This window comes from Phenylobacterium sp. (genome assembly GCF_041919955.1).
Taxonomy (GTDB): domain Bacteria; phylum Pseudomonadota; class Alphaproteobacteria; order Caulobacterales; family Caulobacteraceae; genus Phenylobacterium.
In genome coordinates, this window is record NZ_JAYRSU010000005.1 from 21790 (window position 1) to 46175 (window position 24386).

The following is a 24386-nucleotide window of genomic DNA, read 5'->3' on the forward strand; positions in this document are numbered from 1 at the left end:
TGGTGTTCATGGGTCCCGCACAGGCGCTTCGCGCTTTCCGGGATGACACTCCAGGGAAACTCACGTCCGCGTCGCGAACTCCGCATCCCCCGTGGTCGCCACCACCTGGTCGTCGAACGAGGCATGGGCCGAGGCGTAGAGCCGCGCATAAAGCCCGCCGGCCGCCATCAGCGCCTCATGCGGCCCCTGCTCCAAAATGCGGCCCTGCTGCAGCACCACGATCCGGTCGGCGTCGCGGATGGTCGCCAGCCGGTGGGCGATGACGATGCAGGTGCGGCCCGCGAACAGCACCTTCAGGGCCTTCTGGATCGCCTGCTCGGTGAACGAGTCGATGTTCGCCGTCGCCTCGTCGAGGATCAGGATCTGCGGGTTCGCCACCAGGGCTCTCGCAAACGAGATCAGCTGCCGCTGCCCCATCGAGACGTTGCGCCCGCGCTGGCCCAGCCGCGTCTGGTAGCCGTCCGGCAGGCGCATGATGAAGTCGTGCGCGGCCACCGCCTTGGCCGCCGCGACCACGTCCTCGAAGCTCGCGCCTTCGGTGTTGTAGCGGATATTCTCCTCGATGGTGCCGGTGAACAGGAACGGCTCCTGCAGCACCATGCCGATGGTCTTGCCCAGGCTGTCCAGCGTCACCTCGCGCACGTCCCGGCCGCCAACCAGCACCTGGCCCTGGTCGACCTCGTAGAACCGGTGCGCGAGCGCGATGATCGAGGTCTTGCCCGAGCCGGTCGGCCCGACCAGGGCCACCACCTCGCGCGGGTTCACGGTCAGGCTGACGTCGTGCAGGATCGGCCGTCGCGGGTCGTAGCCGAAAGTCACGTTGCGGAACTCGACGGTCGCCGCGTCGGGCGGCAGGGCCTTGGCGCCCGGCGCGTCCTGGATCGTCACCTCCACGTCCAGCACCTCGAAGATCCGGTGCGCGGCGGCCATCGCGCGCTGCATCACCGTGTACTGCATCGACAGCATCCGCACCGGATCGAAGAACCGCTGGACGTAGAAGATGAAGGCGACCATCACCCCGACCTCCAGCCGCCCGCCCAGCACCGCATTGCCGCCGATCACGATGACGATGGCCATGGCCAGGCCCGTCAGCACGTCGACCGTCGGGACCATGATCTGGGTCATCCAGGAGGCGTGGGCCTGGGCCTTGAAGTTCTCCAGCGCCTTCTCGCGATAAAGCTCGAAGTTCAGCGCCTCGCGGCGGGTCTCCTGCACGGTGCGCACGCCGTTGATGTTCTCGGCCAGGGCCGAGTTGGCGGTCGAGGAGGCGTCGCGCGCGTCGCGGAAGCTGGTCTTCGAGAACGGCAGCCAGATCGCCCGGATGGCGATCAGCGCCGGCAGCACGGTCAGGGTCAGCAGGCCCAGCTTCCAGTCCATGCTGATCAGCACCGCCGCGATCCCGACCAGCATGACCAGGTCGCCGATCGCCCCGGTCGAGCTTTCCAGGAACTCCTGCAGCGCGTTCACGTCGCCCTGCAGCCGGGCCATGATCCGCCCGACATGGGTCTTGTCCATGAAGGACAGCGAGACGTCCTGGAAGTGGTCGAACATCTGGCGGCGGATGTCGAAGATCACCCGCTGGGCCAGCCGCGCCGACAGCCACTGCTCGACGAAGAAGGCGGTCGAATAGACGCCGACCAGGATGGCGAAGACGATCAGGGTCGCATCCAACAGCGCCCCGTCGCGCGCCACCGCCGCGTCCACCGCCCGCCCGATCAACGCCGGGATCGTCACGACCGAGGCGGCCGAGACCAGCACCGCCGCCACCGCCAGCAGGAACGAGCGGCGATGCGGCTTCAGCATCGCCAGAAACCGCCGCGCCACCCCGGCGTCGAAGGTCCCGAAGATGTCCTCCCCCTCGGACGAGCCCAGCGAGGCCCGCGGCTTGCGTTGTGACGGCTGACTCATGCGGCGGTCTCGTCCAGCACCGCCTCGGCGTCGGTGCGCGTCTGCAGGTCGTAGAGGTCGGCGTAGATTCCGCCCGCGGCCACCAGTTCGGCGTGGCGGCCGCGCTCGACGATACGTCCCTCATCCAGCACGATGATCTGATCGGCGTGCATCAGGGACGACAGCCGGTGGGCGATGACGATCGTGGCCTTGGTCGCCGTGGCCTCGGCCAGCGCCTCGCGCACCCGCCGCTCGGTCACCGCGTCGATGGCCGCGGTGGAGTCGTCGAAGATCATCAGTCCCGGCCCCGGCGCCACGCCGCGGGCGATGCTCATCCGCTGGCGCTGTCCGCCCGACAGCGCCACGCCACGCTCGCCCACCCGGGTCTCGTAGCCGTCGGGCAGGCCGGCGATGTGATCGTGGATCTGGGCGGTCCGCGCCGCACCCTCGATCGTCTCGTCCTCCGCCCAGGGATCGGCATAGGCGACGTTGTGGCCGATCGAGGCGTCGAACAGGAACGCCTCCTGCTGCACCAGCCCGACATAGCGGCGCAGGGATTCCAGCGTCACGTCGCGGACGTCCTGGCCGTCGATGGTGATCGCGCCCTCGGTCACGTCGTAGAAGCGCGGAATCAGGTTGGCCAGGGTCGACTTGCCCGCGCCCGGCGCGCCCACGATCCCCAGGGTCTGGCCGGCCCGCACCTCGAAGCTGACGTCGCTCAGCACCGGCTTGGCGCCGGGCGCATAGGCGAAGCCGACGCCCTCGAAGCGCAACGTGCCGGCGCCGGGCGCCAGCGGCCTCGCGCCCGGCGCGTCTGCGATCTCGGGTTCCAGATCCAGCACCTCGAACACCCGCGCCCCGGACGACGTCGCCCGCGCCGCCGCGTTGAAGATCATGGCGATCTGCCGGATCGGCGTCTGCAGCAGGGTCATGTAGGTCAGGAACTCGGTCAGCCGCCCGACGCTCATGGTCCCGTCCACCACCTTGTGGCCGCCATACCAGAGCAACAGCCCCATCGAGCCGTAGAAGCTGACGCTCATCACCGACACGGCCCGGAAGCGCAGGGTGATGCGCATGTAGGCGTAGCTCAGCGCCTCCATCGACGCCTTGTCGAACTTGGCCATCTCGAAGCGCTTGCCGGCGAAGGCGCGCACCACCCGGATGCCCTGGAGGTTCTCCTCCATGGTCAGGGTCAGCACCGCCATCAGCTCCTGCACCCGCAGCCAGGTCACCCGCAGCAGGAAGCCCATCCGCGCCAGGGCCCAACCGGCGATCGGCGCGAAGGCCAGGCCGATCACGCCCATCGCCAGGTCGGTCGACAGCATCATCCAGGCCGAGAAGCCCAGCAGCAGCACCAGCGACACCGACTGCAGCAGGCCGTTCTGGATGAAGACCCGCGCGCCCTCCAGGTCGAGCATGCCGCGGGTGATCAGGTCGCCGGAATGAATGCGGTCGTGAAAGCCGAAACTCAGTCGCTGGAGCTGCTGGAAGAACTGGAGCCGCAGGTCGTAGCCGACCCTTTGGCTGACATATTCGCCCAGATAGCCGCTGGTCATGGTCAGCAGGCCGCGGACCACCGTCGCGGCGATCACCAGCAGCGCGACACCCATCAGCGCGCTCTGAGCTTCCGCCGTCTGCGCCGCGCCCGCCTTCAGCAGCGCCCCCGCATGGTCGACCCCGGCGCCGAACAGCCGTGGCAGCGCCAGGGTGGCGAGCGCAGCGCCGACCGAGCAGGCCACCGCCAGGCCAAGGCGCACGGGATAGCGCAGGGCGAGCGCCGAGATCCTCTGCAGCACGCGCGGCATCTCGCTGACGTCCACCTGCGGGGCGGAGTCAACGGCGCGCGCACCCCGTCGGGAGGGGTGTGACTCGCCCATGGCAAGATTCCAATCTGAAGTATGCGGATCATTCTGGCCCGCGTCGGCGCTGCGCGCCAGACCTGTTTTGGCGCCGGCCGCAAATTTGGCGCGAACGTCGAAAAAACTTCTAGGTGTCGGCCTGCGAGACCATCCGGCCGGTGTTTGGATTCCGCACGCCGTTGTCGCGCGCCTTGCGCCCTGTCATGGTGGGCTTCCGATACGGAAACGGCCCCCAGCCGCGGCGCATATTTCGCGCCGCGCAGCCGAGCGAACGCCGGATCGGATCATAGAAAAGAACGCTGGCGCAGACCCTCGCGGCTCGCGGCGTCGGGAGGATTTGATGGAAGATTTGAAAGAGCGCCCCAGCCTGGAAGAAACCCTGGACCAGGCCGCCGCCGTCGGCATGACCACGGCCGTCTGGGCCCGGCTGACGCCGGACAAGACCGCCGTGGTGAGCCCGGACGGCTCCTCGCGGACCTTCGCCGAGGTCAACGCCACGGCCAACAAGCTGACACGGCTGTTCCGAGAGCACGGGCTCGGCAAGGGCGACGCGCTCGCCATCGTCTGTTCCAACCGCGCGGAATTCGTCGAGGTCCAGGCCGCCACGCTGCGCTCGGGTCTGCGCATCACCCCGGTCAACTGGCACCTGACCACCGACGAGATCGCCTACATCGTCAATGACTGCGAGGCCAAGGTGCTGGTCGCCGAGGCGCGCGTCGCCGCCATTCCGGCGGTCGCCGAGCAATGCCCGAGCCTGGTGCTGAAACTGGCGGTCGGCGGGCCGATCGCGGGCTTTGCGGATTACGACGCCGCCATCGCCCCGTTCGACGGCTCGGACATCACCGACCCGGTGCTCGGCAATCAGATGATGTACACCTCGGGCACCACGGGGCGGCCTAAGGGCGTGTTCCGCGAGAACCCGGTCGTCACCCCCAGCGCCATGTACGCCCTGCGCGGCTACGACGAGAATTCCATCCAGCTCTGCGCCGGCCCGGCCTATCATGCCGCACCGCTCGCCTTCGACATCCGCGCGGCCATGGGCGCGGGCGCCCCGCTGCACTTCCTTGACAAGTGGGACTCAGAGCTGGTCCTGCGCACCATCTCGGAGAGGAAGATCACCCACCTGCACCTGGTGCCGATCATGTTCCAGCGCCTGCTGGCCCTGCCGGACGAGGTGAAGGCCAAGTACCCCGTCGACCACGTCAAATACATCGTCCACGGCGCCGCGCCCTGCCCGCCGGAGGTCAAGCAAGCGATGATCGAATGGTTCGGGCCGGTGCTGTCCGAATACTACGCCGGTTCGGAAGGTGGCGCGGGCTTCACCATCTCCTCCGAGGAGTGGCTGAAGAAGCCGGGCAGCGTCGGCAAACGCCCGGCCCTGCTCAAGGTCCGCATCCTCGACGAGGAGGGCAACGACTGCCCGCCCGGCGTGCCCGGCGGCATCTATCACCAGCTCCCGCCCGGCGGCGGCTTCACCTACTTCAAGGACGCGGCCAAGACGGCGGCCAACCGGGTCGGCGACTTCTTCACCATGGGCGACGTCGGCTATTTCGATGAGGACGACTACCTGTTCCTCACCGGCCGCAACGCCGAGACGATCATTTCCGGCGGGGTGAACATCTACCCGCAGGAGATCGACAACGAGCTGATCAAGCACGACGCGGTCGCCGACAGCGCCACGGTCGGCGTCCCGCACGACGAATGGGGGGAACAGGTCAAGGCCGTGATCCTGCTGAAGCCCGGCCATCAGCCCTCCGAGGCCCTGGCCCAGGAGATCCTCGACTTCGCGCGCCGCTCTCTGCCCTCGTTCAAGGTGCCGCGCAGCCTGGACTTCGTCCACGACCTACCCCGCTCCGAGGCCGGCAAGGTCCAGCGCAACAAGGTCCGCGCCCCCTACTGGGAAGGCCGCGCCCGGCAGATCTAGCCGCGCCGCCGCGATCCTTCCGCGTCATCCCGGCTTGCCTGCGGCGAAACCGGGATGACGCATCGGCAGGCCCGCCGTCGCGCCCCGATCTCACGAACGCCTGCCTGCGAAGTCGTTTGACGCCGCCGGGTCCAGATGGCGCCCTTGAGTGAAAGGGAGGCCGCCGCATGACCGCCGAACAACAGGCCCTGCTCGACCGGCTCACCGCCGCCCTCGCATCCGAGCCCCGGGTGCAGGCGGCCTGGCTCTCGGGCAGCTTGGGCCGCGGCGAGGGCGACGCCTGGAGCGACGTCGACCTCACCGTTCTGGTCGCGCAAGACGACCTGGCTCAGGTCATCGCCGCCTTCCGCGCGCCGCGACCGGACATGCCGCCGGTGGTGTTCGGCCAGCTCGTTCACGGCCGTATCGTGTCGGCCGTGACCCCGAACTGGGACCGCTACGACCTGGCCTTCGTCACCCCCGCCGAACTGGCCTGGCTCGACGGCGCCGCGCTCACGCCGCTGCTGGGCGAGACAGCGCCGCCGCCCGCGCGCCCGCCGCCGGACGACCGCGACGCGGCCCGCCGCGTCGAGGCGCTGGCCGCCGAGTTCCTGCGCGTGCTGGGCCTGGCGCCGGTCGCCTTCGGCCGCGGCGAATGGATCGTGGCCCTTCAGGGCCTCGATCTGCTGCGCAGCATGCTGGTCGACCTGATGCTGGAGGAGAACGGCGTCCCGCCCGGCGCCCGCGGAGCCAAGCGGCTCAACCCGTTTCTCACCACCGAACAACAGCGCCTGCTCGAAGCGCTGGCCGCGCCGCGCGCCGAGCGCCGGGCCCTGCTCGAAGCCCAGCGCGAACTGGCGACCCTCTTCCTGCCCCGCGCCAGAGCGTTGACCGAAGCCCTCGGCGCGGCCTGGCCCGCCGAATTCGAAGAGGCCACGCGCAGGCGTCTGCGCGCGGCCCTGGACCTTTCGATCTAGGCGGCGAGGCCTAGAAGTCTTCCCACTCGACCGCCGGGGCCGCACCGCCGCGGGCGAAGGCCGCCGCGCGGGTCTGGATGCGGGCGACCGGATTGGCCGCCGGCGCCTGGCGGGTCGCCGTGGACTGCACAGGCGCGGCCGAGGCGCCGGTGTGGAACTGGGCCACCAGACGCGAGAGTTCGATCGCCTCGTTCTTCAGGTTCGCCGCCGCCGCCGTGGCCTGCTCGACCATGGCGGCGTTCTGCTGGGTGACCTGATCCATCTGGTTGACGGCGGTGTTGACCTGGTTGAGGCCGGTCGCCTGCTCTTGCGAGGACTGGGCGATCTCCGAGATCAGCTGATCGATGTCGGTCACCTTGGCGACGATTTCGGTCAACGCCTCGCCGGTCTCGCCGACCAGCTTCACGCCTCGGTCCACCTGGGCGGACGAGGCGCTGATCAGGGCCTTGATCTCCTTGGCCGCTTCGGCCGAGCGCTGGGCCAGGGCCCGCACTTCCGAGGCGACGACCGCAAAGCCCTTGCCGGCCTCGCCCGCCCGCGCCGCCTCGACGCCTGCGTTCAGGGCCAGCAGGTTGGTCTGGAAGGCGATCTCGTCGATCACCCCGATGATGTTGCCGATCTCGGCCGACGACTTTTCGATCTCGCCCATGGCCGCGACCGCCTCGCGGACCACCACACCGGACTTCTCGGCCCCGACCTTGGCGCTGGAAGCGACGCTCGAGGCCTGCTTGGCGCCGTCGGCGCTGCGCTTGACCGTGGCGGTGATCTGGTCGAGCGCGGCGGCCGTCTCTTCCAGGCTGGCGGCTTGCTGCTCGGTGCGCCGCGACAGATCGTCCGAGGCGCTGGCGATCTCGTCGGCTCCGCCCCGCAGGCCGCCGGTCGCGGTCGATATGGAGTCCATGGTCTGGCGCAGACTGGCCAGCGCGCGGTTGTAGTCGTCCTTCACCCTCTGATGCTCGCCGCTCAGAGTCTCCTCGATCGAAGCCGTCAGGTCGCCTTGCGACAGGCGGCTGAGGTTCTCGGCCAGGATGCGCACCAGGGTTTCCTGCGCAGCCTCCATCGCCGCCCGCTGGGCCTCGCTGCGCGCGGCCTCCTGCTCGGCCTGGGTGATGTCGAGCGCGAACTTGACGACCTTGTAGGGTCGCCCGTCGGGCCCCAGGATCGGGTTGTAGGTCGCCTGCAGCCAGACCTCGCGCCCGCCCTTGGCCAGGCGGCGGAACTTGCCGGCGAGGAACTGGCCCTGGTTCAGGGAACGCCAGAAGTCTTTGTATTCGGCGCTTTGCGCTTCGACCGGGTCGACGAACCCGCTGTGATGCTTGCCCTGCACCTCGGCCAAGGTCACGCCCATGGTGTTGAGGAAGTTCTCGTTGGCGTCGATCACCGTGCCGTCGAGATTGAACGAGATCACTGCCTGCGACCGCGAGATCGCCGCCATCCGGTCGGCCAGCTCGTCGGTCTTTTCCCCTTGAGCTCGCTCGGCCACGCGCGTCTTGAACAGTTTCATTGCCGCCCCCTAGCCGTATCTGGCCGGGGAACTGTTCGCCGCGAAGGCAAATGCGAGGTTAATTTTCGAGGCCCGCAAAGCTCTCGAATTGAATATTCATTCGAGGACTACTGAAATCTATGCCGCAAAATACGTGATTTGCGCACTTCCCATACGGATGCCGCGCTCACCCGACACCGCCACCATGTAATCATAGCCCCATCCGCTGCGCTCCTCTCCGCCGGATATCATCATCACCTCAGTATTCATTCGATCCTTGAGCTCTATGCATGCATCTCGAGGTATCCAACGGAGGGCCCGAGGTCTCGCGCAGTCTCTATGTCGCGCGGCGCCGTCCTGGGCGGGAGGGTCCGCCGGACGCCCACGCCCATCGAAACTCCGCAAAATACGCAATCGTAGGCGTCTCCGGCGGTCGACTACTCTTATATCGAATATCGCCGCTATCCGGACGCCGCAATTTACGGATTTTACGGACGTCGAATACCTCGCCGTAACTGACCGACAACACGCCGTTATTTGGATATTAACGAAACCGCGCGGTCATCACTCCACCGAGGAACACTCGTCGAGGGGAAGCATACATGGCGTCGTCGAACGCTCTGGCCGAACGGCTGGACTTCATCAAGCTCACGCCCGCCGCGCTGCAGGACATCCGGGGCGTCAAGTCGATCATCATGCAGGAACTGCCGGGCGCGCTCGACCGGTTCTACGACTCGGTCCGCAGCAACCCCAACACCAGCAAATTCTTCAACAGCGAAGGCCATATCACCGGCGCGAAGAACAAGCAGATCGATCACTGGGAGACGATCTCCAGCGGCAATCTCGACGAACGCTACGTCGGCGCCGTCACCACGGTCGGCGAGGTCCACGCCCGCATCGGCCTGGAGCCGCGCTGGTACATCGGCGGCTACGCCCTGGTGCTGGACGCCCTGATCGAGAAGGTGCTGGCCGCCCGCTGGCCCAAGGGCGGGTTCGGCAAGAAGACCAGCTCGCGCCAGACCGCCGCCGAGATCGGCGCCCTGGTCAAGGCGACGCTGCTCGACATGGACTTCGCCATTTCGGTCTACCTTGAAGCCCTGGAGACCGCCCGTAAGGAGGCCGACGCCCAGCGCCGCGCCGCCGAGGAAGAGCAGAACAAGGTCGTCGCGGCCCTGGCCGCCAGCCTCAAGCGCCTGGCCGACGGCGACCTGACCACCCACATCGACAGCCAGTTCACCGGCTCGCACGAGCAGATCCGCACCGACTTCAACGCCGCCGTCGAGAGCCTGCGCGCGACGATCGGCTCGATCTCCGAGGCGACCGGCGCCCTGCGCAGCGGCTCGGACGAGATCTCCACCGCCTCCAACGACCTGTCGCACCGCACCGAGCAGCAGGCCGCCAGCCTGGAAGAGACCGCCGCGGCGCTCGACCAGGTCACCGCCGCGGTCAAGCGCAGCGCCGAGGGCGCGCGCCAGGCCTCGTCCGCCGCGTCCAGCGCCAAGGAGGACGCCAGCCAGTCGGGCGAGGTGGTCCGCGGCGCGGTGGCGGCCATGGGCGAGATCGAGCAGAGCTCGGGCCAGATCACCCAGATCATCGGCGTCATCGACGAGATCGCCTTCCAGACCAACCTGCTCGCCCTGAACGCCGGGGTGGAGGCGGCCCGGGCCGGCGACGCCGGTAAGGGTTTCGCCGTCGTCGCCCAGGAGGTGCGCGCCCTCGCCCAGCGCTCGGCCGACGCCGCCAAGGAGATCAAGGCCCTGATCTCCAACTCCACCGCCCAGGTCGCCCGCGGGGTGAAGCTGGTCGGCGACACCGGCGAGGCCCTCACCGGCATCGTCGCCAAGGTCACCGAGATCGACGGGCTGATCTCCGAGATCGCCCAGTCGGCCAACGAGCAGTCGACCAGCCTCAACGAGGTCAACAGCGCGGTGAACCAGATGGATCAGGTCACCCAGCAGAACGCCGCCATGGTCGAGGAGGTGACCGCCGCGGCGGCCAGCCTCAAGGGCGAGGGGGTCGAACTCGAAAAGCTGGTCTCGCGCTTCAACACCGGGGCGGCGGTGGCGGCGCCCCGCGCCCGCGGCCGGCCCGAGATCGCCCAGGCCGGTCGTCACGGCCCGGCCCGCAGCCCCGCCCGCGCAGCCCAGGCCCAGCTGGCCGCCGCCGCCGATGAATGGGAGGAGTTCTGATGGCCGACATCGCCGCAGAGGCCGCCGACGGCAAGCTGGAGCTGATCTCCTTCGAGATCGCCGACCAGGAATTCTGCATCGACATCCGCGCCGTCCGCGAGATCCGCGGCTGGACCCCGGCCACGCCGATGCCTCACACGCCGCCGTACATGCTGGGGGTGATCAACCTGCGCGGCTCGATCATGCCGGTTCTCGACCTGCGCGCCCGCCTCGACCTCGGCCGCACCGAGGCCTCCAGCCGCCACGTCATCGTCGTGGTCCAGCATGGCGAGCGCCTGGCCGGCCTGCTGGTCGACGCGGTGCAGGAGACCTTCGTGGTCGACGAGGCCCTGCTGCAGCCGCCGCCGGAGATGGACTCCACCTCCAGCGCCCGCTTCATCGACGCCATCCTGCCCCTCGACGGGCGCATGCTCAGCCGCCTGGTGGTGGAATCCCTGCTGCCGACGGCGCCCCCCATGGCCGCCTGATCTCCGCGGCCGGAGCGCGGCGCCGCCGACGGACGCAAGTTGTTGCGGCCGCCGCGCTCCACCCCTCGCCCGGCGAAACGTTCGGAAAACAAGCGTGTTTGGCCTAGGCTTCCGACGCATGCCATGAAGCGCGCCGCTTCGTATCGCCGGATGTTCCCATGCCGATCCCGTTCATCGACCTGCAGACCCAACGCGCCCGCCTCGGTCAGCCGCTGGAAGACGCCATTCTCAAGGTCGTCCGCTCGGGCGCCTACGTCATGGGGCCGGAGATCGGCCAGTTCGAGACGGCGCTGGGCGAGTTCGGCGACGCGCCCTTCGTGCTCTCCTGCGGCTCGGGCACCGAGGCCCTGCAGCTGCCGCTGATGGCCTGGGGCGTCGGCCCGGGCGATGCGGTCTTCTGCCCCTCCTTCACCTTCGCCGCCACCGCCGAGGTCATGCCCCTGGTCGGCGCCTCGCCCGTGTTCGTCGACATCCTGCCCGACACCTACAACCTCGACCCCGCCGCCCTCGACCGCGCCATCGAGGCGGTGAAGGCGGACGGCGAGCTGACCCCCAAGGCGGTGATCGCGGTCGACCTGTTCGGCCAGCCGGCCGACTATCCGGCCATCGCCGCGGTGGCGCGCAAGCACGGCCTGAAGCTGATCTCCGACAGCGCCCAGGGCTTCGGCTGCACCCTGAACGGCCAGCATCCGATCCACTGGGCCGACGTCACCACCACCAGCTTCTTCCCCGCCAAGCCGCTCGGCTGCTACGGCGACGGCGGAGCGGTGCTCTGCAAGGACGCGCGCCTGCACGACCTGCTGGTTTCGCTGCGCGTCCACGGCCAGGCGGTGAAGTCCGACCTCGAAGGCAGGACCTTCGACCACGATCCGAAGTACCTGAACCTGCGCATCGGCATGAACAGCCGCATGGACACGATCCAGGCCGCGGTGCTGCTGCAGAAGCTGACCATCTTCGCCGACGAGATCGAGGCTCGGAACCGCGTCGCCGCCCGCTACGCCGCGGGGCTGTCGGACGTCGTGACCGTGCCGAAGGTCATCGAGGGCGGGGTCAGCGTCTGGGCCCAGTACACGCTCGAGACCGACGACCGCGACGGCCTGATCGCCCATCTGAAGGCCCAGGACATCCCCACCGCCGTCTACTATCCGATCCCGATCCACCGCCAGGACGTCTATTCGGTCTATCCGGCGCCCGGCGGCCTGCCGGTCACCGACGCGGCCGCCGGCAAGGTCATGAGCCTGCCGATGCACCCGTACCTGACCGAGGAAGACCAGGACCGCATCATCGCGGCCATCCGCGCCTACGTGAAGCGCAACGCCTGAACAGGAATACGGACGCGGCTCCCCGGGGAACCGCGTCCGCCTCTCCTAAGGGTCCGGCCTGAACTCCCCCGAGATCGGCCGACACGCCGGGTTTCCGAGCTTCCCGGCTCCCCTCAGCAGCTCATCCGTCTGCGAATGGGTCGGATCCGCCACCGTTGCTGGGTGGGGCCTCGGCGGCGGATCCTGGAGTTCCGGCGAGGCCGCCGGACTCGTTGCTGGCGCGTGTGGGACAAACGAGGGCCGTGGCGCACCGGCCCAGGGGCGCGGCGATCGCCAAGTTCGACGGCTTCCGCATGATCATTTGTCCCACCCGACAAATCGCATCCGATGAGCCGAACAGACACCAGCGCCGCGCGCGGCGCATGACGCAAATGCACTATGGAGTCTAGGCCGCCGCCTCGGCGAGCAGGCTGCGCCAGTGCTTCAGCACCAGGAAATGACCGATTCCGGGGGTGACGTGCACCTCGCTGGCCCGGTCGCCGAGAAAGGCCAGCAGCGGCGACAGGGGCGCGAATCGATCCTCCTCGCCGTGCCAGACGCTGAGCGGGACGCGCAAGGCGCCGATGTCCATGTTCCGTCCGCGGCGGAAGGCGCGGATCTCGTCCACCGGCCCGCGGCTGGAGCGCGCCAGGGCCTCGCCGATATAGGCCGCGACGAAGGCGGCGGTCTCGGGCCGGCTCGCCAGATAGTCCAGGTCGCCGGCCGAATGGACGCTGGAACGGCGCAGGATGCGCTCCAGCATGGCCGGCGACAGCCGCAGCCGCAGGATGGCGAAGAAGCTCTCCAGCACCCAGGCGTTCTCTTCGATCCGCCGGCGGAACATCACCAGCGGATTGCCGGGCCGCGCCTCCAGCGCCCGCGGCGCCCGAGCCGAATAGAGCTGCACCTTCACCGCCCGCTCGCCCAGGGCGATGGCGGTCGCCAGCGCCGACGGCGCCCCCGACAGCACCGCCCCGATCCGCACCTGGCTCACGCCCAGCCGGTCGCAAAGCTCGACCATGTCGGCGGCCACGCCCTCGAAGCTGTAGTCCTCGCGCGGGTCGGACTGGCCGAACCCGGGCCGCTCGGCGCAGATCACCCGCAGACCCAGCTCCCGGCCCAGCTCGTCCGTGCCCGGCGGCAGCAGGCTGGAGCCCAGCCCCTCGTGGAAGGCCAGCAGCACCTTGCCGGCCGGGTCGCCATATTCGCGATAGGCCAGCCGCCGCCCGACCGCCAGCGCCACGAACCGCACCGGCGGCGCCTGCAGGATCTTCAGCTCCTCGGCGCGCACCCGTTCCTGACCGTCGATCAGCCCGGCCAGGGTCGACAGCTCGGTCAGCGCCCGGATCAGGTCGCTTTGCCGCTTCAAGCCCATCTTGTCGAAGATCGCCCGCAGCTGGTTGCGGACGGTGTTGATGCTGACCGACAGCTCGCCGGCCGCGTCCTGCAGGGTCCGCCCGTCGCGCAGCTTGCGCGCCAGCCGCACCTCCGCGGGCGTCAGGCCGAAGCTCTCGCGGATCGAGGTCCACAGGCCGGTGGTCACGCTGGCGGCGGGAAACACCAGCGCATAGCTGGCGTCGATATCGAAACTGTCGGGCAGGTCGGCGCCTGCCAGCCCCGCCAGAGCCGCGCCGCGGGTCAGGTAGGCGAAGGCCGGCCCTTCATCCTCGTCACGGTCCAGCTTGACTATGACTTGGCCGGGCCCCGACTGGACGCGGACGAAAGCCTGGGCCAGCGCCTCCTCGTTGGCCGGATCGTCGAAGTCCACGGCCTGGCCCGCCCGCAGCGTCCCCAGCCCGTCCAAGATCTCGGCCGCAGCGCCGTTCCAGACCAGGGCTTTGCGACCGGACGTCAGCAGCAGCCAGCCCAGGTCAGCGCGGCGCACTGCGTTCGGCCCCTCGTCCCGCCGCTGGGTCAGGCGTGCGATGTCCTCGCTGATGGCCAAGTCGCGGACGATCTCGGGCGCCGGCTCGTCCAGCCCCTCGTCCAGCACCTCGACCAGCTGCTCCCACGCCTCGGGATCGGCCGCCACCTGGTACATGGTCTCGACCACCAGGCGCGCGTCGCTCGGCGGGCGCTGCGCGAGTTCAGACTGACCGACCATGCCCCTCCGTCCCGCACCTGTCCCGAATCTGCACGATGGGACTCCACTCCTTGCATCGCTGCAAGGAGTCGGCCGTCGTGCTTAACGTCGGTGTCGGTCGGCGCCTGCGCGGCGGGCTGTCGAACGCCTGTCACAGCGATCTGCAAACTAGCTTCAGCGTAGCCGGCGATGGGCCGGCGCGGAGCTTCGCCATGCGCACCATCGCGGTGATCGCCCGCAAGGGCGGCTCGGGAAAGACCACGCTCGCCGTGCATCTGGCGCTGGCGGCGCACTTGCGCGGACGCAGGGTGCTGGTCGCCGACACCGACGCCCAACGCTCCTCGACTCAGGTGCTGAAGGGGCGCAAGGGAGCGGGCCCCGGCTGGGTCGAGACGTCGGGGCCGAAGCTGTTCCCGCTGCAGATCACCGCCCGCAAAGACGGGGTCGAGGCGCTGATCATCGACACCCCCGCCGCGGTCGAGGAAGAGATCGCCCACGCCATCGTCGCCGCCGACCTCAACCTGCTCGTCGTGCGCCCGACCTTCCTCGACCTCGCCGCCTCGATCCACACCGCCGAGATCGTGCGCCGCCTGCGCAAGCCGGCCCTGATCGTCGTCAACCAGGCGCCGGTCGCCCGGGCCGGGGTCGAACCGCCCGCCGTCAAGAAGGCGCTGGAGGCCCTGCTGCTGATGCGCCTGCCGGTCATCCCGATCATGCTGCGCGCGCGGGCCGGCTACCAGTCGGCCCTCGAAGCCGGCCGCTCGGTCGAGGAGACCGACGCCAGCGCCGAAGCGGCCCGCGAGGTCGCCGAGCTCTGGCAGTTCGTCGAGACCTTCCTGTTCGGCCGCAGCCGGGACATGGCGGAGTAACTCTGGATCCGGTCACCCCGGCGAAGGCCGGGACCCAGATTCATCCACGGGGGTCGGCGGGTTTCACCTGGGTCCCGGCCTTCGCCGGGGTGACCGGGGTCGGTGGCGACGCCTTTCCCTTGCGTCCCTCACGGCCCGCCGCTAGCGTCCTCAAACAATTGTTTAAAGCCATTTTGGAGGAAGCGCATGAAGGCGGCGGTCTATTATGAGAACGGCGGCCCCGAGGTCCTGAAATACGAGGACTTCCCCGATCCGGCCCTGCATCCCAAGGGCGTGATCATCAAGGTCGAGGCCATCGCCATCGAGGGCGGCGACACCCTGAACCGCTGGCGCGGCCCGCTGATGACCAACCCGCACATCGTCGGCTACCAGGCAGCCGGCGAGATCGTCGCCGTCGGCGCCGAGGTCACGCACCTGAAGGTCGGCCAGAAGGTCGCCACCGTGAACAACTGGGGCAGCCACGCCGAGCTGCGCTCTGTCCCGGCTCGCAACTGCTGGGTCATCCCTGACGGCTACGACGTCAAGAAGGCCGCCGCCATTCCCGTCACCTTCGGCACCGCCGACGACTGCCTGTTCGAGGCCGGCCGCCTGAAGGCCGGCGAGACCGTGCTGGTCCAGGCCGGCGCCTCGGGCGTCGGCGTCGCCGCGATCCAGCTCGCCAAGCGGGCCGGCGCGACCGTGCTGGCCACCGCATCGTCGGACGAGCGGCTGGAGCGCCTGAAGCCGCTCGGCCTCGATCATGGCATCAACTACGCCCGCGAGGACGTGGTGAAGGAAGTCATGCGCCTGACCGACAAGAAGGGCGTCGACGTGGTGGTCGATTCCGTCGGCGGCCCGACCCTGCAGGGCTCGATCAACGCCCTGGCCTATCGCGGTCGCGTCTCGATGGTCGGCGCGGCCGGCCGCGAGCCGATGGTGGTCGACGTCGGGACCATGATGGGCGGCAACCGCCAGCTGCGCGGCGTCTTCCTCGGCGCCGAGATCATGACCGACCGCGTGCACGACAACATCCAGCGCCTGATCGACGAGGCCGCCCGCGGCGAGCTGGAAGTCCTGGTCGACAAGGTGTTCCCGCTGTCGGACGCCGCCGGCGCCCACGCCTATATCGAGAGCCGCGCGGCGGTGGGCCGCGTGGTGCTGGTTCCGTAGGCTCCGCCAAATTGCTCCCCCAATTCCTCCCCCTCTGGAGGAGGTGCCCCGAAGGGACAGAGGGGGCCGGGCCATAGGCCCGGTGGGGGAGCTGTCAGCGAAGCTGACTGAGGGGGACTTCGACCCTTCGGCCGTTGGCCCCCTCCGTCATTCGCCGCTTCGCGCCGAACGCCACCTCCCCCAGCGGGGAGGATCTGAATGGAGAAACCGCCCATGCCCCGCGCGAAGAACGGCGCCGTCGAGATCGAGTATGAAAGCTTCGGCGACGCGGCCGCCCAGGCGATCCTGCTGATCAACGGCCTCGGCTCGCAGATGACCCGCTGGCCGGGCGAGTTCTGCCGCCAGCTCGCCGCCCATGGCTATCGCGTGCTGCGGTTCGACAACCGCGACACCGGCCTTTCCACCTGGTTCCAGCCCGGCGAGAGCTACAGCCTGTCCGACATGGCCGCCGACGCCGTCGCCGTGCTCGATGCGGCCGGAATCGCCAAGGCCCACGTCGCCGGCGTCTCCATGGGCGGCATGATCACCCAGGCCGTGGCGATCGAGCATCCCGACCGCGTGCTCTCGATCACCTCGATCATGTCGGCGACCGGCGCGCCGGGCACGCTCGACCCGACGCCGGAGGCCGGCGCCGTGCTCACCGTCGCCCCGCCCGATCCCACGGCCGACTTCGAGGCCTTCCTCGACTTCCAGGTGGCGAACGCCCTGGTGATCGGCAGCCCGGCCTATCCGTGGCCCGAGGGCGCCCTGCGCCAGCGCGCCGCCGACGAGTACGCGCGCGCCTACAACCCGACCGGCTCGGCCCGGCAGATGGGCGCCATCCGCGCCGACGGCGACCGCACCGAGCGGCTGCGCAAGCTCTCGGTCCCCGCCGTCGTCCTGCACGGCGCCGACGATCCGCTGGTCCGCCTGGTCGGCGGCGAGGCGACCGCCGCGGCGATCGCCGGAGCCGAGCTGCGCGTCATCCCCGGCATGGGCCACGACGTCCCACCCTCGCTCTACGACACCTTCGTCAGCGCCATCCTGGCCGCGGTCGACCGGGCGGGATGATCGGCCCGCTCGCCATCGTCATCGTCGCGGTGCTGGCCGCCATCGCCTTGCTGCATTTGAGCTGGGCGTTCGGCCAGCGCTGGCCGGGCGTCGACGAGGTGTCGCTGGCCGAGACGGTGGGCGGGCTGCCGCCCGGCAGCCGCATGCACCCGCCCGCCGCGTGCGTCCTGGTCGCCTCCTTGATCGGGATCGCCGCCGTCGTGGTGGGGGTCGACTCCGCCGGCGTCCTCGCCGGCCCCGCCAGGGCCCTCGTCCGCCTGGCCTATCTCGCCCTTGTCGCGGTCTTCGGCCTGCGCGGCGCGGCCGGCTTCGTTCCGGCGCTCTGGCGCCGCACCCAAGGCACGCCATTTCACCGGCTCAACCGCCTCTACTACTCTCCGCTCTGCCTGCTGATCGCGGCCGGGCTCATCGCCAATATCGTTCGCGGCTGAGGCCGTATCCGCACTCGAAAGGACTTCTCATGGGACGCCTCTCCGGCAAGACCGCGATCATCACCGGCGCCGGCTCCGGCATCGGCCGCGCCAGCGCACTCCTGTTCGCCAAGGAAGGCGCCAGCCTGGTCATCGCCGACAAGATGGAGAGCGTGAACGAGACCGCCGATCTGGTGAAGGCCGCCGGCGGCAAGGTGGTCGCCCTGACCGGCGACGCCGGCGACGAGGCCTTCGTCGAGAGCCTGGTCGCCAAGGCGCTGGCCGAATACGGCGGCCTGGACGTGGCCTGGGCCAATGCCGGGATCTCCGGCGGCTGGACCGCCTTCGACGAGCAGGACGGCGCCTTCTGGGCCGAGATCCTGCGGGTCAACCTCATCGGGGCCTTCCTCCTGGTGAAGCACGCCTCGCGGGTGATGATCCCAGCCGGCAAGGGCTCGATCATCTGCACCGCCTCGGTGGCCGGCATCCGCTCGGGCGCGGGCGGCTCTCCCTATTCGGCCTCGAAGGCCGGGGTCATCAACCTGGCCCAGACCGCCGCCAACGAGTTCTACGGCACGGGCGTGCGCGTCAACGCCATCTGCCCGGGCCTGATCGAGACCGGCATGACCCAGCCGATCTTCGACGGCGCGCGGGCGCGCGGCAACGAGGACAAGATCGGCCAGCTCAATCCGCTGACCCGCGGCGGCGTGCCGATCGAGATCGCCAACGCCGCCCTGTTCCTGGCCAGCGACGAGGCCTCCTACGTCAACGGCCACGCCATCGTGGTCGACGGCGGCCTGTCGTCGTCGCACCCGGTCGTGCGGCGGAAGAAATGATCTACCTGCTGCGTCACGGCCAGACCGACTACAACCGCGACGGCCGGCTCCAGGGCCAGACCAACTCCCAGCTCACCTCGCTCGGTATGGCCCAGGCGCGGCAGATGGGCGTGCTGCTGGCCGATCTGATCGACGACGTCTCGGGCTGGCGCATCCTCGCCAGCCCGCTGCGCCGCACGCGTCAGTCGGCGGCCATCGTCTCCCAGACGCTCGGCGGCCTGCCGGTCGAGATCGAGCCGGCGCTGATCGAGGTCGGCTGCGGATCGTGGGAGAATCGCATGTACGCCGACCTCAAGGCCGAGCACCCCGACTCCTTCGGCCTGGGCTGGTTCTTCAACTCCCCAGACGGCGAGCGCTTCGAGGACGTCGACGGGCGCGTGCGTCCCTGGCTCGCCGCCCTGCCGCCCGAGGGCGAGCGCAAGGTCATCGCGGTCAGCCACGGCGTGGCCGGCAGCCTGATGCGGGGCGCCTATCTGGGCTTGTCGCGCGAGGAGACCCTGGCGCAGGATACGCCCCAGGACGCGATCTTCCGGCTGGCGGGGGGCGCGGTCGACCGCCTTCCCTGCGCGCCGGTGGCTGCATGATCTATCTCGTCCGCCACGGGCAGACGCAATTCAACGCCGAACGCCGTCAACAGGGACGGCTGGACTCGGATCTGACCCCGCTCGGGCGCTCACAGGCCGCGGCGGTGGGCAGATTACTGCAAGGCCTGACCGGAAAACCTGCCGGATGGCGCCTTGTTGCAAGCCCTCTGGGCCGGGCCCAGGCGACCGCCGACATCATCGGCCGGACCCTCGGTCTGACGGCCGAAACGGACCCGCGCGTGACCGAGGTCTCGTTCGGCGAATGGGACGGGCGGCTGCGCGACGAACTGGCCGCCGAGCACCCGGAAGTCTTTGCGCGCAAGGACTGGCAGTTCTCGGCCCCCGGGGGCGAGCGCTATGAAGACGTGCATGCGCGGGTGAGCGGCTGGCTGGCCGATCTGCCCCCCGAGTCCCACCGCAAGGTGATCGTGGTCAGCCACGGCGGGGCCGGGCGCGTGCTGCGCGGCGCCTTTCTGGGCCTGAGCCGCGAGGAGACCTGGGCCCAGGCGGCGCCTCAGGACGCCGTGTTCCGCATGGCTAATGCAGCAATCGTGAGGTTCGATTGCCAACCTGCCGAACCGTGATCCGGCCGGTTATCGCCATCACCGCCAGCACCGCGGCCGCGCCCAGGACGAAGGCGCCGGCCACCGCCCCGGACAGCGCCGCCGGACTGACGCTCATCGGCGGCCGGTCCATCCAGCGCACCACCGAGCGCGTCGGCGGCTCGTCCAGCATGTCGTCGAGATAGTCGCTCATCGACCCGGCTCCTGACTGTTGCGCAGGCCTAACCCCTTGCAAGGCGCGTGGTTCCGGCCCCGACTGGCGTTCGCACGCGCGGAGCGCTAGAAGCCGCCCACTGAACTTTCAGAGAGACCCATGGCTGGACATTCCAAGTTCAAGAACATCATGCACCGCAAGGGCCGCGCGGACGCGGCGCGGTCCAAGCTGTTCTCCAAGCTGTCGCGCGAAATCACCGTCGCGGCCAAGTCGGGCATGCCCGACCCGGCGATGAACCCCCGCCTGCGCCTGGCCGTCGCCAACGCCCGCGCCGAGTCGATGCCCAAGGACAACATCGAGCGCGCCATCAAGAAGGGCGCCGGCGGCGACGGCGAGAACTACGAGGAGGTGCGCTACGAAGGCTTCGGCCCGGGCGGCGTGAACATCATCGTCGAGGGCCTGACCGACAACCGCAACCGCGCGGCGTCGAACATCCGGACCATCTTTTCGAAGAACGGCGGCAACCTCGGCGCCTCCGGCTCGGTATCGTTCCAGTTCGACCGCATGGGCGAACTGACCTATCCGGCCAAGGTCGGGTCGGAAGACAAGGTCATGGAAGCGGCCATCGAGGCCGGCGCCCAGGACGTCGAGTCCGACGAGGAAGCGCACACCGTCTACACCGCCTTCGAAGACTTCGCGGAGGTCGCGTCCGCCCTTGAGGTCGTGCTCGGCGAAGCCAAGTCCGCCAAGATCGTCTGGCGGCCGAAGAACTACGTCGCCGTCACCGGCGATGCGGTGCCGACCCTGCTGAAACTGATCGACGCCCTGGACGACGACGACGACGTGCAGAACGTCTACGGCGACTACGACATCTCCGACGAGGACATGGAGAAGTTCGGCTAGGCCAGCTTCCCCAGCAGATCGGCGAGCGAGCGCGCCTGCGCCTCGCTCAGCCGTTCGCCGACCGCCGCCTGGATCGCGCCCGCATAGACGGGCCACATCGCGTGGCGCGTCGCGCGCCCAGCGTCGGTCAAGGCCACCAGCCGCCCGCGGCCGTCCTGCGGGTCGGGACTGCGGGCGATCAGGCCCGCCGCCTCCATCCGGTCCAGCAGCCGCGAGAGGTTGTACTGCGCCAGCAGCAGCTCGCCCTCCAGCACATGCGGCCGCATCGGCGCGCCCGACCTCTCCAGTTCCAGCAGCACGTCGTACCAGGCCAGCGGCGGCAGGCCCTGAGCCTTCAGCGCGCCCTCGACCCTGCCCAGCGCGATCGCCTGCGCCCGCAGCAGACGCGCCCAGGCCGTGACCACCGTCTCCGAAACGTCCATCCCGCGAACCTAGGATAAGGATGCAATTGCATCAACCTTGACTCCCCGCTGGGATCCGCCATCTTAATTCATGCAACTGCATGGAAATATCTTCATGTCCGGACTGCGGCTCGTCAGCCATCACCTTTGCCCTTACGTCCAGCGCGCCGTCATCGTGGCGGCCGAGAAGGACATCCCCATCAAGCGGACGTTTATCGACCTGGGCGCCAAGCCCGACTGGTTCCTGGCGCTCTCCCCCACCGGCAAGGTTCCGCTGCTGCAGGCCGGCGGCCAAGCGCTGTTCGAAAGCGCGCCGATCGTCGAATATCTCGACGAGATTTCGCCGGGCTCGCTGCATCCGGCCGACCCGCTTGAAAGGGCGCGCCACCGCGCCTGGGCGGAGTTCGCCTCCGCGACGCTGGCCGACATCGGCGGCCTCTATTCCGCGCCCGACGCGGCGGCGTTCGAAGCCAGGCGCCAGACGCTGGCCGCCCGCTTCATCCAGGTCGAGGCCGTACTCGGGGCCGGCCCCTGGTTCGACGGCGCGCGGTTCCAGATCGTCGATGCGGCCTGGGGACCGGTGTTCCGCTATTTCGACGTCATCGAGACCCGCCTGGATCTCGGGCTGTTCGACGCCCTGCCGCGGGTCCGCGCCTGGCGCGGGGCGCTAGCGGCGCGGCCGTCCGTCGTCGGCGCAGTCGGGTCGGACTATCCGCAGCGGCTGGCCGAGTTCTTCGCCCGCCGCGACAGCCATCTCGGCCGGCGGTTCGCGCCGGCGGAAGCTTAACCGTCGCCCGCGCGTTATCTGCGCGCTATGCACGTCGACATGGAATGGTGGTGGCCTGAATACACGCTCCCGATCCTGGGGGCGGTGATCGCCGGCGGGTTGATCGGCTTCGAGCGCGAGCACCGCGGCCGCGCGGCGGGCATGCGCACCCACATGCTGCTGTGCCTGGCCTCAACGCTGCTGATGCTCGCCGCCGTGCACCAGGTCCGGTGGATGGCCGACACGCCCGAGGGAATGATCCGCATCGACCCGGTTCGCATGGCCCATGGCGTGCTGACCGGCATCGGCTTCCTCTGCGGCGGGGTGATCTTCCGAGAGGGCTTTTCGGTACGCGGCCTGACCAGCGCCGCGTCGCTCTGGACCACCGCGGCCCTCGGCGTGCTCTACGGAATCGGCCTGTTCGGCCTGGCCGTCGGCGGCACGCTCGCGACTCTCTTCGTCCTGGCCGGCCTTCGCATGATCGAGGAGCGCCTGCCGCGCCTGCGCCATGTCGACATCACCGTCCGCTACGGCGCCCAGGCCGCGACCCAGGCCGAGCTGGCCGCGCGGCTGGCGGGGCTGGATCTAACGCCGGACGTCGTCACCCATCGGCGGAGCAACGAGGGCGTCGAACTGGCCGCCACCTTTCGCAGCCCCCGCCGCATCGACCCCCAGGCCATCGCCGACAGCCTCTCGGCCGATCCGCGGGTCGTCGCCTTCGAGGTCGCGCCGCGTCACGAGTAGCGACCCGGCGCAACCGCCAGCCAAGCTGCGCATTGTGCAACGGGGGCTGGGAGAGCCGCCATGGGGTCCACCGGCGCGCCGGGGGTCGATCGACGCAGCCTGCTCGGGCTCGGCCTTGCAGCGCCGAGCGTCGTAGCGGCGGCGCCGGCGCTCGCCCAGTCCCCACCTTCGCCCGCCGCCCCGCCGGACTGGAACCGGTTGCGCGGCCAATGGGACCTGGACTGGAGCGAGGTCGACCTCTCCGCAATGCTGTTCGCCGCCAACCCCAAGCCGGTGCGCGAGGCCGTGGCCCGCCATCGCGCCGCCCTGGGCCGTAATCCGATCACCTATCTGGAGGCCAACAACCGCCGCCTGCAGAACGCCGCCCGGGTGGCCGCGGGGACCTATTTCGACGTGCCGGTCGAGCAGGTCGGCCTGTGCGAGAGCACCACCGCCGGGATCGCCCTGGTCTATGCGGGCTTGGACCTGCGCTACGGCCAGGAGGTGCTGACCACCGTCCACGACTACTACGTGACCCATGAGGCCCTACGCCTGGCCGCCCGACGCAATGGCGCGAGCATCCGCAAGATCGCCCTGCACGAAGGCGCGCCCGGCGCCTCGGCGGAGGAGATGGTTCGCCGTATCGCCGCGGCCATCACGCCGGCCACGCGGGTGCTGGCCCTGACCTGGGTGCATTCCTCGACCGGCCTCAAGCTTCCCATCGCGGAGATCGCCGCGGCCCTCGCGCCCATCAACGCCCAGCGCGCGCCCGCCGACCGGGTTCTGTTCTGCGTCGACGGGGTCCACGGCTTCGGCGTGGAGGACACGACCCTGCCGGCCCTCGGCTGCGACGTCCTGGTCGCCGGTTGCCACAAGTGGCTGTTCGGCCCGCATGGGACCGGCGTGATGATTTTCAGCCCGCTGGCGCTGTCGCGCCTGTCTCCGACCATCCCGACCTTCCTGTCGCCCGGCGCCTATTCGGCCTGGCTCGGCGGCTACGATCCCGGCCCGGCCGACGGCGCGCGCATGACCCCCGGCGGCTTCAAGGCCTTCGAGCACGTCTGGTCGCTGGCCGAAGCCTTTCAGTTCCACCAGATGGTCGGCAAGGCGCACGTGGCCGCCCGCACCCGCGAACTAGCCTCACGCCTGAAGAGCGGCCTGGCGGCCATGCCCCACGTGCGGCTGGCCACCCCAGCCGATCCCAGGCTGTCGGCAGGGATCGTCAGTTTCGAGGTGGCCGGCCTCTCGCCGCAGGCCGCAGTCCAGCGCCTGCGGACCTGGCGCGTTATCGGCTCTGACGCGCCCTACTCGCCCTCGTACGTGCGGCTGACGCCCAGCATCCGCAACACGCCGCAAGATGTCGACTTCGCGCTCCAGGCTGTCGCCGCCCTGGCCTGACGGTCACTCGCGCAATAGGCGAGTCCGCCGTGAAAACGCCCGCACACCGGGCGAATTAACTTGGCGGTAACCGCGTTTTATGGGCGAAGTCGCGCCTTCCATGGTGAGGCTCCGCGTGTCGGCGGGATTGGTTTAGGGGATCGGGGATGAAGGCATTTCTGGCGGCTCTGGCGCTTTGCGCGGCGACCCTCGCGGGTCCGGCGTTCGCCGACGTGATCACCTTCGACGACCGCGGCCACAATGTTCAGGCCCTCGGGAACTACCAGGGCTTCGACTGGAACAACATGAGCACGGTCGGCCCGAAGAAGGTCGGCCTTGGCGCCACCGGCTACGGCAAGGGCGTGGTCTCGCCGAAGAACGTCGCCTTCAACGATTACGGCGACGTCACCGGCTCGGTCTCGCTGGCCCAGGGGACCTTCACCTTCGAAAGC

Annotated in this window: 22 protein-coding genes; 16 read left to right on the forward strand and 6 right to left on the reverse strand. The window is 69.5% G+C overall.

Features of this window, described 5'->3' with window-relative positions; genetic code table 11:
- Positions 1-60: 60 nt before the first annotated feature.
- Both ACE3T2_RS05935 and ACE3T2_RS05940 read right to left on the reverse strand, forming a co-directional pair.
- Entirely contained in the window at positions 61-1908 is a 1848-nt protein-coding gene (locus ACE3T2_RS05935) for an ABC transporter ATP-binding protein (protein WP_374655701.1), read from the reverse strand.
- On the reverse strand, positions 1905-3764 hold the full coding sequence (locus ACE3T2_RS05940; protein ID WP_374655703.1) for an ABC transporter ATP-binding protein: 1860 nt from the start codon (positions 3762-3764) through the stop codon (positions 1905-1907). The genes ACE3T2_RS05935 and ACE3T2_RS05940 overlap by 4 nt, the downstream gene beginning before the upstream one ends.
- Positions 3765-4086: 322 nt before the next feature.
- Between ACE3T2_RS05940 and ACE3T2_RS05945 the strand changes: the two genes are divergently transcribed.
- Together ACE3T2_RS05945 and ACE3T2_RS05950 are read left to right on the forward strand one after the other, a co-directional pair.
- Positions 4087-5670, forward strand: coding sequence for an AMP-binding protein (locus tag ACE3T2_RS05945; protein ID WP_374655705.1), 1584 nt, complete (start codon positions 4087-4089; stop codon positions 5668-5670).
- Between the two features lie 167 nt (positions 5671-5837).
- Entirely contained in the window at positions 5838-6626 is a 789-nt protein-coding gene (locus ACE3T2_RS05950) for a hypothetical protein (protein WP_374655707.1), read from the forward strand.
- Positions 6627-6636: 10 nt separating this feature from the next.
- On the opposite strand, the gene ACE3T2_RS05955 is transcribed toward ACE3T2_RS05950, so the two are convergent.
- The gene (locus ACE3T2_RS05955; RefSeq protein ID WP_374655709.1) at positions 6637-8130 is read right to left on the reverse strand and encodes a methyl-accepting chemotaxis protein; all 1494 of its coding nucleotides are present in this window, start codon (positions 8128-8130) and stop codon (positions 6637-6639) included.
- 581 nt (positions 8131-8711) lie between these two features.
- Between ACE3T2_RS05955 and ACE3T2_RS05960 the strand changes: the two genes are divergently transcribed.
- From ACE3T2_RS05960 to ACE3T2_RS05970, 3 genes are all read left to right on the forward strand, one after another.
- Positions 8712-10298: a methyl-accepting chemotaxis protein gene (locus ACE3T2_RS05960; protein WP_374655711.1), complete on the forward strand. Its 1587-nt coding sequence runs from the start codon at positions 8712-8714 to the stop codon at positions 10296-10298.
- On the forward strand, positions 10298-10765 hold the full coding sequence (locus ACE3T2_RS05965; protein WP_374655713.1) for a chemotaxis protein CheW: 468 nt from the start codon (positions 10298-10300) through the stop codon (positions 10763-10765). Before ACE3T2_RS05960 ends, ACE3T2_RS05965 begins: the two co-directional genes overlap by 1 nt.
- Before the next feature lie 158 nt (positions 10766-10923).
- A complete protein-coding gene (locus tag ACE3T2_RS05970) occupies positions 10924-12087 on the forward strand; it encodes a DegT/DnrJ/EryC1/StrS family aminotransferase (RefSeq protein ID WP_374655715.1) in 1164 nt (387 codons plus the stop codon).
- Between the two features lie 385 nt (positions 12088-12472).
- Here the strand turns inward: ACE3T2_RS05970 and ACE3T2_RS05975 are convergent, their stop codons facing one another.
- The gene (locus ACE3T2_RS05975; protein WP_374655717.1) at positions 12473-14170 is read right to left on the reverse strand and encodes an alpha/beta fold hydrolase; all 1698 of its coding nucleotides are present in this window, start codon (positions 14168-14170) and stop codon (positions 12473-12475) included.
- A 77-nt stretch (positions 14171-14247) separates the two neighbouring features.
- Here ACE3T2_RS05975 and ACE3T2_RS05980 point away from each other — a divergent pair, with 77 nt between their 5' ends.
- The 7 genes from ACE3T2_RS05980 (at position 14248) to ACE3T2_RS06010 (ending at position 19631) form a co-directional block, all read left to right on the forward strand.
- Positions 14248-15018, forward strand: coding sequence for an AAA family ATPase (locus tag ACE3T2_RS05980; RefSeq protein WP_374655719.1), 771 nt, complete (start codon positions 14248-14250; stop codon positions 15016-15018).
- 186 nt (positions 15019-15204) lie between these two features.
- A complete protein-coding gene (locus ACE3T2_RS05985; RefSeq protein ID WP_374655721.1) occupies positions 15205-16167 on the forward strand; it encodes a zinc-binding alcohol dehydrogenase family protein in 963 nt (320 codons plus the stop codon).
- Between the two features lie 213 nt (positions 16168-16380).
- The gene (locus tag ACE3T2_RS05990) at positions 16381-17217 is read left to right on the forward strand and encodes an alpha/beta fold hydrolase (protein ID WP_374655723.1); all 837 of its coding nucleotides are present in this window, start codon (positions 16381-16383) and stop codon (positions 17215-17217) included.
- Positions 17214-17648 carry a DUF3995 domain-containing protein gene (locus ACE3T2_RS05995; RefSeq protein ID WP_374655725.1) on the forward strand — a complete coding sequence of 145 codons (435 nt, stop codon included), beginning with the start codon at positions 17214-17216 and terminating at the stop codon, positions 17646-17648. Before ACE3T2_RS05990 ends, ACE3T2_RS05995 begins: the two co-directional genes overlap by 4 nt.
- 29 nt (positions 17649-17677) lie before the next feature.
- Positions 17678-18463, forward strand: coding sequence for an SDR family NAD(P)-dependent oxidoreductase (locus ACE3T2_RS06000; protein WP_374655727.1), 786 nt, complete (start codon positions 17678-17680; stop codon positions 18461-18463).
- Positions 18460-19047, forward strand: a complete 588-nt coding sequence (locus ACE3T2_RS06005; RefSeq protein WP_374655729.1) for a histidine phosphatase family protein — start codon at positions 18460-18462, stop codon at positions 19045-19047. The genes ACE3T2_RS06000 and ACE3T2_RS06005 overlap by 4 nt, the downstream gene beginning before the upstream one ends.
- Positions 19044-19631 (forward strand): histidine phosphatase family protein, encoded by a 588-nt coding sequence (locus tag ACE3T2_RS06010; RefSeq protein ID WP_374655731.1) that lies wholly within the window; start codon positions 19044-19046, stop codon positions 19629-19631. The genes ACE3T2_RS06005 and ACE3T2_RS06010 overlap by 4 nt, the downstream gene beginning before the upstream one ends.
- Here the strand turns inward: ACE3T2_RS06010 and ACE3T2_RS06015 are convergent.
- The gene (locus ACE3T2_RS06015; protein ID WP_374655733.1) at positions 19585-19803 is read right to left on the reverse strand and encodes a hypothetical protein; all 219 of its coding nucleotides are present in this window, start codon (positions 19801-19803) and stop codon (positions 19585-19587) included. The two genes, ACE3T2_RS06010 and ACE3T2_RS06015, sit on opposite strands and share 47 nt — an antisense overlap.
- A gap of 120 nt (positions 19804-19923) precedes the next feature.
- On the opposite strand from ACE3T2_RS06015, the gene ACE3T2_RS06020 reads away from it, so the two are divergent.
- Entirely contained in the window at positions 19924-20667 is a 744-nt protein-coding gene (locus tag ACE3T2_RS06020) for a YebC/PmpR family DNA-binding transcriptional regulator (RefSeq protein WP_374655735.1), read from the forward strand.
- On the opposite strand, the gene ACE3T2_RS06025 is transcribed toward ACE3T2_RS06020, so the two are convergent.
- Positions 20664-21089: a MarR family winged helix-turn-helix transcriptional regulator gene (locus ACE3T2_RS06025; protein ID WP_374655737.1), complete on the reverse strand. Its 426-nt coding sequence runs from the start codon at positions 21087-21089 to the stop codon at positions 20664-20666. The genes ACE3T2_RS06020 and ACE3T2_RS06025 overlap by 4 nt on opposite strands.
- Before the next feature lie 94 nt (positions 21090-21183).
- Here ACE3T2_RS06025 and ACE3T2_RS06030 point away from each other — a divergent pair, with 94 nt between their 5' ends.
- From ACE3T2_RS06030 to ACE3T2_RS06040, 3 genes are read left to right on the forward strand one after another with little or no spacing between them, the layout of a single operon-like run.
- On the forward strand, positions 21184-21855 hold the full coding sequence (locus ACE3T2_RS06030; RefSeq protein WP_374655739.1) for a glutathione S-transferase family protein: 672 nt from the start codon (positions 21184-21186) through the stop codon (positions 21853-21855).
- Between the two features lie 27 nt (positions 21856-21882).
- Positions 21883-22578 carry an MgtC/SapB family protein gene (locus ACE3T2_RS06035; protein ID WP_374655741.1) on the forward strand — a complete coding sequence of 232 codons (696 nt, stop codon included), beginning with the start codon at positions 21883-21885 and terminating at the stop codon, positions 22576-22578.
- Between the two features lie 60 nt (positions 22579-22638).
- Positions 22639-23955, forward strand: coding sequence for an aminotransferase class V-fold PLP-dependent enzyme (locus ACE3T2_RS06040; RefSeq protein ID WP_374655743.1), 1317 nt, complete (start codon positions 22639-22641; stop codon positions 23953-23955).
- The last annotated feature ends 431 nt before the right edge of the window (positions 23956-24386 follow it).